At 49.6% G+C, this 16,334-nt stretch carries 11 protein-coding genes; 9 read left to right on the forward strand and 2 right to left on the reverse strand.

Translation table 11 applies throughout. The annotated features are described in order from the left end of the window. Positions 1 to 48: 48 nt before the first annotated feature. The 5 genes from LAJLEIBI_RS00875 (at position 49) to LAJLEIBI_RS00895 (ending at position 5,445) form a co-directional block, all read left to right on the forward strand. On the forward strand, positions 49 to 1,233 hold the full coding sequence (locus LAJLEIBI_RS00875; protein ID WP_006444449.1) for an NAD(P)-dependent malic enzyme: 1,185 nt from the start codon (positions 49 to 51) through the stop codon (positions 1,231 to 1,233). Positions 1,234 to 1,384: 151 nt separating this feature from the next. Continuing rightward, a complete protein-coding gene (locus tag LAJLEIBI_RS00880) occupies positions 1,385 to 1,774 on the forward strand; it encodes an RrF2 family transcriptional regulator (protein ID WP_006444448.1) in 390 nt (129 codons plus the stop codon). Between the two features lie 87 nt (positions 1,775 to 1,861). Beyond that, the gene (cooS, locus tag LAJLEIBI_RS00885) at positions 1,862 to 3,745 is read left to right on the forward strand and encodes an anaerobic carbon-monoxide dehydrogenase catalytic subunit (protein WP_040435806.1); all 1,884 of its coding nucleotides are present in this window, start codon (positions 1,862 to 1,864) and stop codon (positions 3,743 to 3,745) included. Positions 3,746 to 3,760: 15 nt separating this feature from the next. After that, on the forward strand, positions 3,761 to 4,213 hold the full coding sequence (locus LAJLEIBI_RS00890; RefSeq protein ID WP_006444446.1) for a 4Fe-4S dicluster domain-containing protein: 453 nt from the start codon (positions 3,761 to 3,763) through the stop codon (positions 4,211 to 4,213). Beyond that, positions 4,210 to 5,445, forward strand: a complete 1,236-nt coding sequence (locus LAJLEIBI_RS00895) for an NAD(P)/FAD-dependent oxidoreductase (protein ID WP_006444445.1) — start codon at positions 4,210 to 4,212, stop codon at positions 5,443 to 5,445. Before LAJLEIBI_RS00890 ends, LAJLEIBI_RS00895 begins: the two co-directional genes overlap by 4 nt. Positions 5,446 to 5,516: 71 nt before the next feature. On the opposite strand, the gene LAJLEIBI_RS00900 is transcribed toward LAJLEIBI_RS00895, so the two are convergent. Further along, a complete protein-coding gene (locus tag LAJLEIBI_RS00900) occupies positions 5,517 to 6,740 on the reverse strand; it encodes a 6-phosphofructokinase (protein WP_040435805.1) in 1,224 nt (407 codons plus the stop codon). Positions 6,741 to 6,888: 148 nt separating this feature from the next. Here LAJLEIBI_RS00900 and LAJLEIBI_RS00905 point away from each other — a divergent pair, with 148 nt between their 5' ends. From LAJLEIBI_RS00905 to LAJLEIBI_RS00915, 3 genes are all read left to right on the forward strand, one after another. Beyond that, a complete protein-coding gene (locus LAJLEIBI_RS00905) occupies positions 6,889 to 7,905 on the forward strand; it encodes a glycosyltransferase family 2 protein (protein ID WP_040435803.1) in 1,017 nt (338 codons plus the stop codon). A gap of 62 nt (positions 7,906 to 7,967) precedes the next feature. Continuing rightward, positions 7,968 to 8,579, forward strand: a complete 612-nt coding sequence (rbr, locus tag LAJLEIBI_RS00910) for a rubrerythrin (RefSeq protein WP_006444442.1) — start codon at positions 7,968 to 7,970, stop codon at positions 8,577 to 8,579. A gap of 24 nt (positions 8,580 to 8,603) precedes the next feature. Beyond that, entirely contained in the window at positions 8,604 to 10,352 is a 1,749-nt protein-coding gene (locus LAJLEIBI_RS00915; RefSeq protein WP_006444441.1) for a S8 family peptidase, read from the forward strand. Positions 10,353 to 11,076: 724 nt separating this feature from the next. Here the strand turns inward: LAJLEIBI_RS00915 and LAJLEIBI_RS00920 are convergent. After that, positions 11,077 to 12,465: a sodium-dependent transporter gene (locus LAJLEIBI_RS00920; protein WP_006444438.1), complete on the reverse strand. Its 1,389-nt coding sequence runs from the start codon at positions 12,463 to 12,465 to the stop codon at positions 11,077 to 11,079. 294 nt (positions 12,466 to 12,759) lie between these two features. Here LAJLEIBI_RS00920 and nifJ point away from each other — a divergent pair, with 294 nt between their 5' ends. Further along, positions 12,760 to 16,296 (forward strand): pyruvate:ferredoxin (flavodoxin) oxidoreductase, encoded by a 3,537-nt coding sequence (gene nifJ, locus LAJLEIBI_RS00925; protein ID WP_006444437.1) that lies wholly within the window; start codon positions 12,760 to 12,762, stop codon positions 16,294 to 16,296. Positions 16,297 to 16,334: the final 38 nt, after the last annotated feature.

Consider the following 16,334-nt stretch of genomic DNA (forward strand, 5'->3'; position numbering starts at 1 on the left):
ACCCTAACCTATAATATATATAAAAATTCAGTTTATGGAGGAAATATCATGGATTATGCAAAAGAATCACTGAAGCTGCATTACGAGTGGAAGGGCAAAATTGAGATGACGGCAAGAGCTGCAGTGGATAACAAAGAAGCTCTTTCGCTGGCATATACACCGGGGGTGGCGCAGCCCTGCCTTGAGATCAAAGAAGACATTTCCAAGAGTTATGAACTGACCCGCCGGTGGAATACGGTGGCGGTCGTGACAGACGGGACAGCTGTGCTTGGACTGGGCGACATCGGACCGGAGGCGGGCATGCCGGTCATGGAGGGAAAGTGCGTACTCTTTAAAGCGTTTGGTGATGTGGACGCCATACCGCTGTGCATCAGAAGCAAAGACGTAGATGAGATCGTCAATACGGTTGCGCTGATGGCAGGCAGCTTCGGAGGCGTGAATCTGGAAGATATCAGCGCGCCCCGGTGCTTTGAGATAGAGAAAAAGTTAAAAGAAAAATGTGATATTCCCATCTTTCACGATGACCAGCACGGCACTGCCGTGATCACTCTGGCAGGACTGATCAACGCGCTGAAACTTGTCGGTAAGAAGATCGAAGATATCAAGATCGTTACAAGCGGCGCGGGCGCGGCAGGGATCGCCATTATCAGGCTGCTTATCAGCATGGGAGTAAAGAATGTCATTATGACGGACCGCACAGGAGCAATTTACAGAGGCAGGGACGGTCTGAATCCTATCAAACAGGAGATGGCTGAGATCACTAACCAGAACTGCGAAAAGGGTACTCTGGAGGAAGTGATCAAAGGCGCTGATGTATTTATCGGTGTTTCTGCCCCCGGCACTATGACACGAGAGATGGTTCAGACAATGGCGAAAGACGCGGTCGTATTTGCGTGTGCCAATCCGACTCCTGAGATTTTTCCGGATGATGCAAAAGCCGGCGGTGCCGCAGTCGTATCTACAGGGCGCAGCGATTTCCCGAACCAGATAAATAATGTGCTGGCGTTCCCGGGTATTTTCAGAGGCGCGCTGGATGTAAGGGCGTCGGATATCAATGATGAAATGAAGGTTGCCGCGGCTTATGCACTGGCAGATCTCGTGAGTGAGGAGGAGCTGACTGCAGATTATATTCTGCCGGCGGCCTTTGATACACGCGTGAAAGATGCAGTGGCAAAAGCAGTAGCGGACGCTGCGGTTAAGAGTAAAGTGGCGAGGATACAGCCTTCTGTCTGATAAACATATTAAAACGAGAGCCTGCTGCAGACGGGAAAATATTTGGTTCTGCGGCAGGCTTTTATATTTATGTATAGTATATGTGAAATGAAAGATATAAAGTTGACAAATTAAGTCCGGTATGCTAAAGTTTTAACAAAGAGGTGAAAAGATGCTTTTAACGAGAGAAAATGATTACGCGATCCGTATGCTGCGGGCGATGAGAGACGGGCAGAAGCATACGATGAAAGATATATGTCAGGAAGAAGAGATTCCGGAAGCCTTTGCTTATAAAATAGTGCGAAAGCTCCAGAAAGCAGGAATCGTAGAGGTGGAGCGGGGCGCCGCAGGCGGATGCAGAATGGGCAGGAGTCTCACAGAGCTCACGCTGTACGACGTGGTGGCTGCAGTGGACGAGGAGCCGGTCATCATGCCGTGTCTCAGAAAATCGTGCAGCAGGAACACCGGCGGGAACGCATGTAAAGTTCATATGGAGCTTGCACAGATACAGAGAGTTCTTATGAGAGAACTGAAGGCGCGTACCTTATCGGAGGTGTTTTAAAAAGGAAAAATAATCCCTCCCTGGCGGGGGAGAATTTTTATAAAACAAAAGTGGACTAAATTCATCAAGTTTCGAGGAGGTAAGACTATGAATCAATGTTTTGGATGCAACACGTGTAAAAGCGCGGATAAACCGCTGGAGGGGTACATTGCGGGGCTTCCTATGGAGACATCCCACCACCGTGTAGAAAATCAGAGCACAAAATGTGCTTTTGGACTGCAGGGAGTCTGTTGCAGACTGTGCGCAAACGGTCCGTGCCGTATTTCACCGGAAGCTCCGCGGGGGATCTGCGGCGCAGACGCAGATACGATCGTGACGAGAAATCTTTTGAGAGCTGTGGCGTCAGGCTCAGGATGTTATATACATATCGTGGAGAATACGGCGCTCAACGTCAAAAATGTGGCTAAGACAAAGGGCGAGATCAAGGGAATCAACACACTGGACCGACTGGCAGCTCTTTTCTCAATTGAGGAAGCCGACGTACATAAAAGGGCGGAGGCTGTTGCCGACGCAGTGCTCAGAGATCTGTATCTGCCGGAATATGAGAAAATGGAGCTTACGGAGAAGATGGCATACGCACCGCGCTACGACAAGTGGAAAGAGCTTGGCATACTGCCGGGCGGCGCGAAGTCCGAGGTGTTCCACGGTGTGGTAAAGTGTTCCACGAATCTGAACTCAGACCCGGTCAATATGCTGCTTGACTGTCTGAAGCTTGGAATCTCAACTGGAATCTATGGGCTTGTGCTGACGAACCTGCTCAATGACATCGTGCTTGGCGAGCCGGAGATCCGCTTTGCGCCGGTTGGCCTGAGGGTCATCGATCCAGATTATATCAACATTATGATAACGGGACATCAGCATTCGATGTTTACATTTCTGCAGGACCGTCTGACGGATGCGGACATTGTGGAGAAGGCAAAGAAGGCCGGGGCGAAAGGATTCAAGCTTGTCGGCTGTACGTGTGTGGGGCAGGATCTTCAGCTTCGCGGCGCTCATTACACGGAGATATTCGACGGGCATGCAGGCAACAATTATACGAGTGAAGCGATTCTTGCCACAGGAGGAATCGATGCGGTCATCTCGGAATTCAACTGTACACTTCCTGGAATCGAACCGATATGTGACGAGCTGAAGATCAAGCAGATCTGTATTGACAATGTGGCGAAGAAAGCAAATGCGGAGCTTAAAGAATTTGACTTTGAGAACCGTCCGGCCGTTACAGAAGAGATCATCGACGAAGTGGTGGAGGCATATGCAGCCCGCAGAGGCACAGTCCCTATGAATCTCATGCGGGAACACGGCTACGAAAATACGCTTACGGGTGTCAGCGAAGTGTCTCTTAAGAAGTTCCTCGGCGGCAGCTGGAAGCCGCTCATCGACCTGATCGTGTCCGGGGATATAAAAGGTGTGGCAGGCGTTGTAGGCTGTTCCAACCTCACAGCCGGCGGCCATGACGTACTGACGGTGGATCTGGTAAAGGAGCTTATCGCAAAGGATATCATCGTTCTGACGGCAGGATGTTCCTCAGGAGGAATCGAAAACTGTGGTCTTATGACACCGGAGGCGGCGCAGTATGCGGGACCGAAGCTGAAGGCGGTCTGTGAAAAGCTGGGCATACCTCCTGTGCTGAATTTTGGCCCCTGTCTCGCCATCGGACGTCTGGAAATTGTGGCCACAGAGCTTGCAGAAGAACTGGGAGTCGATCTGCCGCAGCTTCCGCTCGTGCTGTCCGCCGCCCAGTGGCTGGAGGAGCAGGCGCTGGCAGACGGCTGTTACGGTCTGGCGCTCGGCCTTCCGCTTCACCTTGGCCTTCCTCCTTTCGTGACCGGAAGCAAGGTGGCCGTACAGGTGCTCACAGAAGATATGAAGCAATTGACCGGCGGGCAGGTGATCATCAATGGAGATGCAAAAGAATCTGCGGATATATTAGAGCAGATCGTACTGGAAAAACGACAGGGATTGAATATATAGAAAGGGGCGGTGCATATGAAACGTATCATGATCGATTATGAGAAATGCGACGGCTGTAAGAACTGCTCCGCAGCCTGTATGCAGGCTCACAGAAAATCAGAAGGAACGATATACGACCTTGATCTGACCGACCCGGAGAATGAGTCGAGGAATTTTATCCTGAAAGATGAAAAGGGCATGTACAAGCCGCTGTTCTGCCGCCACTGTGCGGAGCCGGAGTGCGTGAAATCATGCATGAGCGGAGCGCTTAAGAAAGACCCTGAGAGCGGGCACGTGTTTTATGACGAAAACAGATGCGGTTCCTGTTTTATGTGTGTCATGAACTGTCCGTTCGGAGTTCTAAAGCCTGACCGCGTGACAAAGAGCAGAGTGATCAAATGTGATTTCTGTGTAAATGCAGGCGGGGAACCATCGTGTGTGGCATCCTGTCCGAAAAAAGCTATATATGTAGAGGAGGTGCAGGAATGAAATATGTGATCATTGGTGCCGGGACAGCAGGTCTTACTGCGGCAAAAACCATCAGAAAAGAAGACAGCTCTGCAGATATATACGTGATCTCAGCAGATACATATGTACATTCCCGCTGTATGCTGCACAAATATATAGCAGGTGAACGAAGCGAGGAAGAACTGGACTTTACGGAAGAAAATTTCTGGGATGAATTTAACATAAACTGGGTGAAGGGCGTGCGTGTATCCACTGTCTGTCCCGAAGAGAAGAAGATCGAACTGTCCACAGGAGAAAAAATGGGGTATGACAGACTGCTTCTGGCAAATGGTTCAGACAGTTTTATTCCTCCTGTGGGAGAACTGAGAAAAGCCTCCAATGTTTTCGGCTTAAGGAATCTGTCCGACGCCCAGGCCATTGTGAAAGAGGCGGAATGTGCCGAACACGTACTTGTTATCGGATCCGGTCTTGTAGGGCTGGATGCGGCGTACGGACTGCTGGAGAGAGGGCGGAAGATAACGATAGTTGAGATGGCGCCGCAGATACTTCCCGTGCAGCTTGACGCCCATGCGGCGCATGCTTACCAGGAACTTTTCGAGCAGGCGGGAGTCCGCTTTATCCTCGGAAGAAAAGCAAGTGAAGCGGTGTGCGGATCGGACGGAAAGATCCACAAAGTGACACTGGATAACGGCGAGGAGATCCCTTGTGACCTTATTATCGTGGCCGCAGGTGTGAGACCGTCCGCGGCCTATCTGGAAGGAAGCGGCATCGCCTGTGACAGAGGGGTGACGGTGGACTCACACATGCAGACGAACGAGCCGGGCATATACGCCGCAGGTGATATCACCGGTCTTTCCGGAATATGGCCCAATGCCACAGACCAGGGCCGGACAGCCGGGCGGAATATGTGTGGTATCCATGCAGTGTATGAGGATACTTATGCGCTCAAGAACACGATCAACTTTTTTGGCCTTGTGACATTGTGCGTCGGCAGGATCCGCGAGGAGGAAGGCGACGATATCCGGATAAAAGAAGACAGAAGCCAATACAAACGGGCGATTCTGCGGGAGGGGAAAGTAGAAGGAATACTGCTGCAGGGAGATATCTCAAACGCAGGCACATGGCAGTACCTCATAAAGAACAAGATTGACGTAAGCGGAATTAAAAAGGATATCTTTCATATCAATTTTGCAGACTTCTATCACGTAGGTGAAAATGGCAAGTACGAGTGGGCTGCTGCGGGACAAAGTTAAAAAAGCAAAATCTAAAAGAGGCCGGGGACGTGTACTTTTTAAAAAGTACACGTCCCCGGCTCTGCTTTATTTTATCTGCGGTATGCGAACAGAGGTATTCCGTTTTTGGTAGGAAGTTCTACGAATCCCTGTGTGAGCGGCCTTACATAATCGATGAATTCGCTGCTGATGTCTGAGCCTTCGCTTATGATCCATTCGTCCGGAACCGGTTTTTCTTTGTTGCATATCATATTGACGTCGGCCGTGCCGTAAGAAAGCTCATACGGTACGCTCTTATTACGGATAAAGGTGATCATCTTGCCCGTCTCCCCGTCCAAAGCTACCTGCACGGCGTAGATACCGGCGTTTCCGGCTTCGTCCAGATCCACTCTTGACAGATGAGCGCAGGAACAGCGCTGGCATACATTCAGTTCGACAGAACGTACTTTGACTCCGATCCGTTCTTTGACAAGGTTTTCAAGATACTTGCCGGAACCGGTCAGCATCTTATGGCCGAAGTTGTCTGTCCCGACATCACTTGCATATTCGCAGATAAAGGTGCCCTTTCCGTCATTGATGCCTTCTGAGATGCATACAACAAGATTGGGTGTTGTCTTTAAAGATTCTTTTACTTTTTCTATAAATGCATCCTGGTCAAATGCAACTTCCGGGAGATAAATGAGGACCGGATTATCTCCGTCAAATTTCCGCGCCAGAATGCTGGCGGCTGTGAGCCAGCCCGCGTGCCGTCCCATGATCTCCACGATAGTCACGGACTGCTTGTTGTCATATACGGTAGCGTCTGTCGCGATCTCACGGACCGTTGTCGCGACGTACTTGGCCGCGCTTCCGTACCCGGGAGTGTGGTCGGTCTCGACAAGATCATTGTCGATCGTCTTCGGTACACCGATAAAGCGGATATCGCTGCCGATACCGGACGCATAGCGGGAAAGCTTGCTCACAGTGTCCATTGAGTCGTTTCCCCCGATATAGAAGAAGTAGCCAATGTTTTTTTCTTCAAATTTCTTAAAAAGTTCCGGGTACACCGGATCTTTTAAATCCTCAGGCAGCTTGTAGCGGCATGAGCCGAGGTATGCTCCGGGTGTGGTCCTTACAAGTTCCAGTTCATTGGTCGCGTCAAGCGCTCCGATGTCCATACAGCGGCCATGCAGAAAGCCTTCGATACCATTGATCATACCGAAGACCTGTCCTACACGTTCTGTCTGTTTCACGCCTTCCGATACGACACCGTACAGGCTTCCGTTGATTACGGCGGTGGGCCCGCCGGATTGTCCTACAATGATGTTTTTCTTCATATCCATTCCTCCAATTCTATGTAATTACTATATCGGATAATTTATGATTTTACAATCTGTAGCGAAACTTTTTACGAATATTCAGTTGGAAAAAGAGGAAGAATGCATTATACTAATAAACAGTTGATCAAGAAAGGAAGCAAATACAATGAAATATATTTCATTTGCAATACCATGTTATAATTCTGAAGCTTATATGGAACATGCGGTTGAAAGCATCCTTCCGGGCGGTGAAGCTGTGGAGATCATCATTGTAAACGACGGTTCCAGCGACCGGACGTCTGAGATCGCACACGAATATGCGGAAAAATATCCTGATATTGTAAAAGTTGTGGATAAAGAAAACGGCGGGCACGGAGATGCCGTGAATTCCGGCCTCAGCAATGCGCAGGGAAAGTATTTTAAAGTTGTGGACAGCGATGACTGGGTAGACGAAGAGGCGCTCCACAAGATACTGAAGCTGCTCAGAGATCTGGAGGAGGATGACGAGGAAGTGGACATGCTCGTCTCCAATTATGTCTATGAGAAGGTGGGAGTGACGCATAAAAGATGCGTCCATTACAGGAATGTACTCCCAAAAGATGAGATATTCCGGTGGGATGATATCGGGCACTTCCGGCTCGACCAGTATATACTCATGCATTCTGTCATATACCGGACGGCCATGCTTCAGTTATCCCAGATGCGTCTGCCGAAGCACACGTTTTACGTGGACAACATATATGTGTACTATCCGCTTCCCCATGTGAGGAAGATCTATTATCTGGATGTGGATTTTTACCGTTACTTTATCGGCCGTGAAGATCAGTCGGTCAACGAGAAGAACATGATCGCGCGGGTGGACCAGCAGATATTTGTCACAAAGTCCATGATCGAGATGTACCAGCTCAGAAGTGTGACGAGCAGGAAGCTGCGCCAGTATATGATCAATTATCTTGCCATTATGATGACTGTATCCTCCATACTTCTCATCCGCTCTAAAAAAGAAGAGAATCTGGAGAAGAAAAAGGAACTGTGGAAATATCTTAAAAAGAAAGACGTAAAGACTTACATGAAGATAAGATACGGCATTCTAGGCCAGACGATCAATCTGCCCGGCAAATCAGGAAGAAAGATATCTTCTCTTGCATACAGCGTGGCGCGGAGAATCATAGGATTTAACTAAATAAAGAATAATTTACCAGCCATGGTACATACTAGTAATAAAAGTGAAAAGGAGTATGTGACATGGCTATTGATTTTGAAAAGAGCAGAACGAAAGAGAATTTGATGAGAGCATTTGCAGGTGAGAGCCAGGCGCGCAACCGTTACACGATCGCGGCAGAAACAGCCCGTCATCAGGGAATGTATTCCATCAGCCAGATTTTCTTATTTACGGCAGACCAGGAACGCGCGCATGCAGAGAGATATTACAGCTTACTTAAGAGCCTGTCAGGCGAGACGGTCATAATCAGCGGCGGATATCCGATCGATCATTCAGACAGCCTGGCAGATCTTCTGAGGTCAGCGCAGCACAACGAGATGGAAGAGTATGAGGACGTGTACCAGGAATTCGGCGATGTTGCAAAAGAGGAAGGGTTTCTTGAGGCAGCATCCGCATTTTACCAGATAGCAGACGTAGAGGCGGTTCACGGCAAACGCTTCGGAAAACTTGCGGAGATGCTTGAGAATAATACGTACTATGAGCGCGAGGGCGAAGGGGCATGGATGTGCCTGAACTGCGGACATATACACCGCGGGAAACGTGTCCCGGAAGTATGCCCTACGTGCAGACATGAAAAAGGATATTTTATACCGGTAGAACTGGCACCTTATCTGGAGTGCGAATTTATGAAATAATCATATTGAAGGCAGAGGTAGCGTATGACAAGTCAGAAAGCAGATAATCTGTTAAATCTTGCATTAGATGCTACAGAAGAGGAGAGGGAGAAATCGCTGGAACTTGATGTGGGTTATAATCCTGTTGACAGACAGTGGGATCTGATCATCAAATATTCCGGCGACCTGGGACCTGTCAGGGAACTTGCGGACGAGGTGGTGGAACTGCAGAACGAATATGCGGTGATAACGATTCGGGAGTCTCTGATCGGGGCCCTCTCAGGACTTGTACAAGTAGAGTATATAGAAAAGCCTAAACGGTTATTCTTTCAAGTTGCCAACGGAAGACGGGTATCCTGTATTGATGAAGTACAGGGGGCCCGTTTTTCCTTATCCGGACAAGGTACGCTCGTGGCAGTGATCGATTCCGGCATTGACTACGCCAATCCGGATTTTAGAAATGACGACGGAACGACGAGGATAAAGGCACTGTGGGATCAGTCATCGGTTCCGGGAGACGGCGGGCAGCCGCCGGCCGGATATGCGATCGGAGTGGAATACAGTACAGAACGTATAAACGAGGCATTGAGCGCCGGTACAGAAGTGGGGATGAGAAGCATTGTGCCAAGCAGGGATACTTCAGGGCATGGAACGGCAGTGGCGGGAATCGCAGCCGGCAACGGGCGGGGAAGCTTAGGGCGGCAGTACAGGGGAGTGGCAGTTGAGAGTGAACTGCTTGTCGTAAAACTGGCCAGTCCGAGGAGAGACGGCTTCCCCCGCACGACAGAACTTATGCAGGGCATTGATTATGTGATCAGAAAGGCAGTGGAATATGAGATGCCGGTCGCTGTCAATATAAGCTTTGGAAATACATATGGCGCCCATGACGGAACGTCGCTCCTTGAGCGGTTTATAGACGACATATCCAACCTGTGGAAAAGCTGCATCAGTATTGGAGCCGGCAATGAGGCGGCGAGTGCGGGGCACACGTCCGGCATACTGACAGAGGGTCAGGAGACGGTGATCGAGCTGGCAGTGCAGGATAACCAGCCGACGCTGAATGTCCAGATATGGAAAGCTTACACGGACGTGGTAGACATATCACTCATTACGCCTTCCGGAATCCGGGTAGGACCGATCCAGGAGATCCTCGGGCCCCAGAGGTTCACGGCCGGCCAGACGGAGATACTCTTATACTACGGGGAACCAAGCCCATACAGCGCCTCCCAGGAGATATTTATAGATATGCTCCCGAGAGAGAGCTATATATCCGCCGGCATATGGAGAATCGTACTGTATCCCCGGAGAGTAGTGACCGGATTTTATGAGATGTGGCTGCCGAGCGAAAATGTGCTGAACCGGGGAACCGGGTTCACCTTTCCGACAGACGATGCGACGCTCACCATTCCGTCCACGGCAGGCAGGGCTATCGCGGTAGGGGCATACAATGCCCTCGACTTTACATATGCGGGATTTTCGGGGCGCGGATTTTCAGGAGACCGAAGATTCATAAAACCAGACCTCGCGGCACCGGGCGTAAACGTGACGACCGTGACCGTCGGAGGGGGCTATGCAGCATTTACCGGAACATCATTTGCGGCCCCGTTTGTATCAGGAAGCACAGCGCTTCTGATGGAATGGGGAATCGTGAGAGGAAATGACCCATATCTGTATGGAGAGAAAGTAAAGGCATACTTGAGAAGAGGAGCAAGACCCCTGCCCGGATTCACAGAATATCCCAATCCCCAGGTCGGGTATGGAGCGCTGTGCGTCAGAGACAGCCTGCCTGTATAAATGGGGAGTGGTTGAGTGATTTTGAATGATTGGGGGTGGACGGCGCGGGGCTGGGTGTACATGGCTGCGGCAGGACGCTCCGGCAGATGGGAAGCCGTAACTGTGGGAAGAGCCGGGAGCAGACAACCGAGCCTATTCGGAATGAAATCCTGAAGGGATTTCCTCCCTCAGAGGCTCTCGGGAATGTTATTTGAGATAACATTCCCGTGTCTGCTCCCGGCTCTTCCCGCAGCAACGGCTTCCACATCTGCCTCCGAACGCCCAGCCGCAGCCATGTACGCCCAGCCCCGCGCCTGTTCATCTCCAGGCTCATAAACACTTCAACCGTCAGAGTCCCCCGGGTCAACACAATGGATATAGCCAGAATATAAATCCATTGTACCAACCCAGGGAATCTTTCACGTTGAGGAAATTTGAGTTAAGTGAAATGTCAGGTGTCTGAGAGGCAGGGCTGGGTGGACAGCTGTCGGAGGGAGCTTTGTCAGGCGGTTAGTAAAAAGAATGCGGGGAACACAGACCAAACTCCGGACCACAAGTCCGGAGTTTGAGATGGCTACGGCGGGAAAGCATCAGGCTTTCCCGCCAAATCCATCTGAAGTCTGCGTTCCCCGCATTCTTTTTACTTATCGCCTGCAAGCGCACCGACCAGCCGGTCACCCAGCCCTGCCTCTCAGACACAGTACACTGCAAGCAACTCCCAAATTCCCTACAACAAAATTCCCAATTACTTGATGAATCCGAAGCAGTTGAGGATTACAACGAGCATCAGAACCGGCACGATCACGGCATAGAGCAGTTTCTGGAACTGTGAAAAGCCGCCGTCGCGTCCGTTGACGGTGAGTTCTTTTTCGAACTCTTTGAAGCCCCAGACCTTTGCCACGTAGAAACAGGTGAGGAGACAGCCAAGCGGAAGCAGGATGTATGCTGTGAAGGTATCCAGCCAGTTGTATATGTTGTAATACGATACTCCGTTCAGATCCAGGAACGGAAGTTCCACACCGCTCAGTATGCCGAAGCCAAGAGATACAATGACACCGCCGGCAAAAATAATGAGGGAGGTGATCGTTGTAGATTTTCTGTGTGAAATATGGGCGGTCTCTTCCAGCCACTTGTTCGGTATTTCAATGATCGTGAACAAGGTGGATAGAGCCGCAAACAGCAGGGCAATGAAGAAGAAGATACCGATGAAGCGCCCGCCCGGCAGTTTGGAGAATATCTGGGTCATGACCACGAAGATAAGTGAAGGACCGCTGGATACATCAACGCCTGCTCCAAAAGCAGAAGGAATGATGACGAAGCCTGCAGTCAGCGCGACAACAGTGTCGCAGACAGCTATCCATATAGAATCTTTTTTGATGTTATTGGACTTTGGAAGACTGGCGCCCAGGGTTACAAAGATACCCCAGCCGATTCCGATGGAGAACAGCACCTGCGTAGCGGCGTCGGCAAAAACCTTTACGCTCATTTTGCTGAAATCAGGTACAATATAATACTTCAGGCCTTCCGCTGCATTAGGAGTGGAGAAAACGGCCCAGATGCCGCATATGACTAACAGGATGAACAAAGCGGGCATAATAAACTTGGTGATCTTTTCTACAAGATTCGTAATACCAAAGAATAACAGAACGGCTACGACGATCATTATGATCGCGGTATAGATAAGCGGCTCTGCCGTCGCTGATGTGAAACCATTAAAATATACTTGCGTATCGGCGCCGAAATCTGCCCCTGTTATGTAAGCTACCGCATATTTCAGCACCCAGCCGCCGACGATGACATAGTACATGTCGATCAAAGTCGTACAGAGCATGGCGATCCAGCCGATAAACCTGTACTTTTTCTTGACAGCGCCGAACGATGCCGCCACATTAGCCCTTGCGTAGCGTCCGATGGCACTTTCCGCCTTGATAAGAGGGTAACCCATAAGCAAAGCCATGATAATATAAACGACAATAAATACACCGCCGCCCCCTCCGTAGGCCAGATACGGAAAACGCCAGATATTGCCAAGTCCGATGGCGGCCCCGGCAGCGACCATGATGTAACCAAAACGTGAACCCCATTGCGCCTGGTCTTTTGTACTGTTGCCAGTACCAGTCTCATTACTACTCATAACAACACTCCAATCTCTACTATATTTGAGAAGTGTTGAATTAAAAAAGGATGCGCTCACAGCAGCTGTGAGAGCATCCTTACCCAATCCAATCCTCTTTTTTAGTATAGCCTAACAGTATGCAATTGTCAAGAATTTATCCATTTCAGAGGGCCTGCGGAGGCCTCTTCGTGTACGGAAAAAGGAACAAAATAAAGCCAAGATTCACTAGACTTTTACAGGTACTGGGGATATAATGAATGTATACGTCAAGTTATAATAATATGTAGTATATTTTAAGGAGGAACAACAAAAATGGCAAGAAAAATGAAGACCATGGACGGTAACCAGGCCGCAGCGCATGCGTCATATGCGTATACTGAAGTTGCAGCTATTTACCCGATCACACCGTCATCTGTTATGCCGGAGCATGTGGATGAGTGGGCAACCGAAGGGAGAAAGAACATATTTGGACAAACTGTCCAAGTGACAGAGATGCAGTCAGAAGCAGGTGCAGCCGGAGCAGTACACGGTTCACTGGCGGCAGGTGCTATGACAACTACATTTACAGCATCTCAGGGATTATTGTTGATGATTCCTAACTTATATAAAGTAGCAGGCGAGCAGCTTCCGGGTGTATTTAACGTATCCGCCCGTGCGATCGCAAGCCATGCGTTGTCTATTTTCGGTGATCACTCAGACGTTTACGCCTGTCGTCAGACGGGTGCTGCAATGCTCTGCGAGTCCAGCGTGCAGGAAGTTATGGACCTGACACCGGTTGCTCACTGTGCGGCGCTGAAAGGGAAAATACCGTTCATCAACTTCTTCGACGGATTCCGTACATCTCACGAGATTCAGAAGATTGAGACATGGGATTACGAAGACCTGAAAGAACTCGTTGACATGGATGCGATCGATGAATTCAGAAACCATGCCCTGAATCCAAATCATCCCTGCCAGAGAGGTTCTGCTCAGAATCCGGACATCTTCTTCCAGGCAAGAGAGGCATGCAACCCATTCTATGATGCAATGCCGGCTATCGTGCAGGATTACATGGACAAGGTCAACGAGAAGATCGGAACAGACTACAAGCTCTTCAACTACTACGGAGCAGCAGACGCAGAGAGAGTCATCATTGCAATGGGTTCCGCATGTGAGACGATTGAAGAGACAGTAGACTATATGATGGCAGCAGGCGAAAAAGTGGGTGTTGTTAAAGTACGTCTTTACAGACCGTTCTGTGCACAGGCACTGCTTGACGCTATACCGGAAACAGTTAAGACGATCTCCGTTCTCGACAGGACAAAAGAGCCGGGCGCGTTCGGCGAGCCGTTATATCTGGATGTAGTTGCCGCATTAAAGGGCACGAAGTTCGATGCGGTTCCTGTATTGTCAGGACGTTACGGACTTGGTTCCAAAGATACGACACCAGCTCAGATCGTTGCAGTGTTCAACAATACAGAGAAAGCGAAATTTACGATCGGAATCGTGGATGACGTGACAGGTCTCTCTCTCGAGACAGGCGCGCCTCTTGTTACTACTCCGGAAGGAACGATCAACTGTAAATTCTGGGGACTCGGCGCTGACGGTACAGTCGGTGCGAACAAGAACTCCATCAAGATCATCGGCGACAATACAGACATGTACGCGCAGGCTTACTTTGATTATGATTCCAAGAAGTCCGGCGGTGTTACAATGTCACATCTGCGTTTCGGAAAGAAAGCGATCAAGTCCACATACCTGATCCGTCAGGCAAACTTTGTGGCTTGTCATAATCCTTCATACGTAGATAAATATAATATGGTACAGGAACTGGTCGACGGCGGAACATTCCTCCTGAACTGCCCATGGGATATGGAAGGACTTGAGAAGCACCTTCCGGGACAGGTAAAGGCATACATCGCTGACCACAACATTAAGTTCTACACGATCGACGGTATCAAGATTGGTAAAGAGATCGGACTTGGCGGACGTATCAATACAGTTCTTCAGTCTGCATTCTTTAAACTTGCTTCCATCATTCCGGAAGAAGAAGCGATCGACCTTATGAAGAAGGCCGCAAAAGCTACTTACGGAAGAAAAGGCGACAAGATCGTACAGATGAACTACGACGCTATCGACGCAGGCGCTAAGCAGGTAGTAGAAGTTTCTGTTCCGGACAGCTGGAAGAGCGCGGAAGATGAAGGTCTGTTTACACCGGAAGTTAAGGGCGGAAGAGAAGATGTTGTTGATTTTGTCAAGAACATCCAGTCCAAGGTTAACTCTCAGGAAGGAAATTCCCTGCCTGTATCTGCATTCAGCGAGTATGTGGATGGTTCTACACCGTCAGGTTCTTCTGCATATGAGAAACGTGGTATCGCAGTAGATATCCCGGTTTGGAAGGAAGAGAACTGTATCCAGTGTAACCGCTGTGCATATGTGTGTCCGCACGCAGTTATCCGTCCGGTCGCACTGACAGAAGATGAACTGGCTAAAGCTCCGGAAGGAACGAAAGCGATCGATATGGTCGGCATGCCGGGAATGAAATTTGCGATCACTGTATCAGGCTATGACTGTACAGGATGTGGTTCATGTGCTAATGTATGCCCGGGCAAGAAGGGTGAGAAAGCACTTGTCATGGAGAATATGGAAGCCAACGTAACGGTAAGCCAGGAAAGATTTGACTTTGGAAAAGAGATTCCGGTGAAACCAGAAGTTGTTGCCAAGTTCAAACCGGAGACAGTAAAGGGAAGCCAGTTCAAACAGCCTCTCCTCGAGTTCTCAGGAGCTTGTGCCGGATGTGGTGAGACACCATATGCGAAGCTGATCACACAGCTGTTCGGCGACAGAATGTACATTGCCAATGCGACAGGATGTTCTTCTATCTGGGGTAACTCCTCACCGTCTACACCGTATACGGTAAATGAAAAGGGACAGGGCCCTGCATGGTCTAACTCTCTGTTTGAAGACAATGCTGAGTTTGGATATGGTATGCTGCTCGCTCAGAAAGCGATCAGAAAGAGACTGAAAGAAAATGTAGAGACTGTGCTTGCTTCCGATGAGGCGTCAGCAGAGGTGAAGGCAGCATGTCAGGAATATCTGGATACGTTCAACAGCGGAGCGACAAACGGAGATGCTGCTGACAAGCTTGTTGCAGCATTAGAAGGATGTGACTGCGGGACATGCAGCGATATCGTGAAGAATAAAGACTTCCTCGCAAAGAAATCCCAGTGGGTATTCGGCGGTGACGGATGGGCTTACGATATCGGATTCGGCGGCGTTGACCACGTACTGGCAAGCGGCGAAGACATCAATGTGATGGTATTTGATACAGAAGTTTACTCCAATACAGGCGGACAGTCTTCCAAGGCTACAAAGACAGGTGCTACAGCACAGTTTGCGGCAGGCGGAAAAGAGACGAAGAAGAAAGACCTTGCCGGTATCGCGATGAGCTACGGCTATGTATATGTAGCACAGATCGCCATGGGAGCTGATTATAACCAGACTGTAAAAGCGATCGCAGAGGCGGAGGCTTATCCGGGACCGTCACTCATCATTGCTTACGCTCCATGTATCAACCATGGAATCAAGATGGGTATGAGCAAAGTTCAGACAGAGGAAGCACTGGCGGTAGAATGCGGATACTGGAACAACTTCCGTTTCAATCCTGCAGCTGAAGGAGCTAAATTTACGCTCGACAGCAAGGAACCTACAGGTGATTACCAGGCATTCCTTGACGGAGAAGTTCGTTACAACGCTCTGAAGAGAGCTAATCCGGAGAAGGCTGAGAAGCTGTTTGCGAAGAATGAAGCAGAAGCCAAAGAAAGATATGACTATCTGAAGAAGCTCGTAACACTTTACGGAGCAGAATAAGAGAAAGTACGCCGGGCGTTTGGCCCGGCGGATAAAAA

The sequence above is a fragment of the [Clostridium] hylemonae DSM 15053 genome (assembly GCF_008281175.1).
GTDB lineage: Bacteria > Bacillota > Clostridia > Lachnospirales > Lachnospiraceae > Extibacter > Extibacter hylemonae.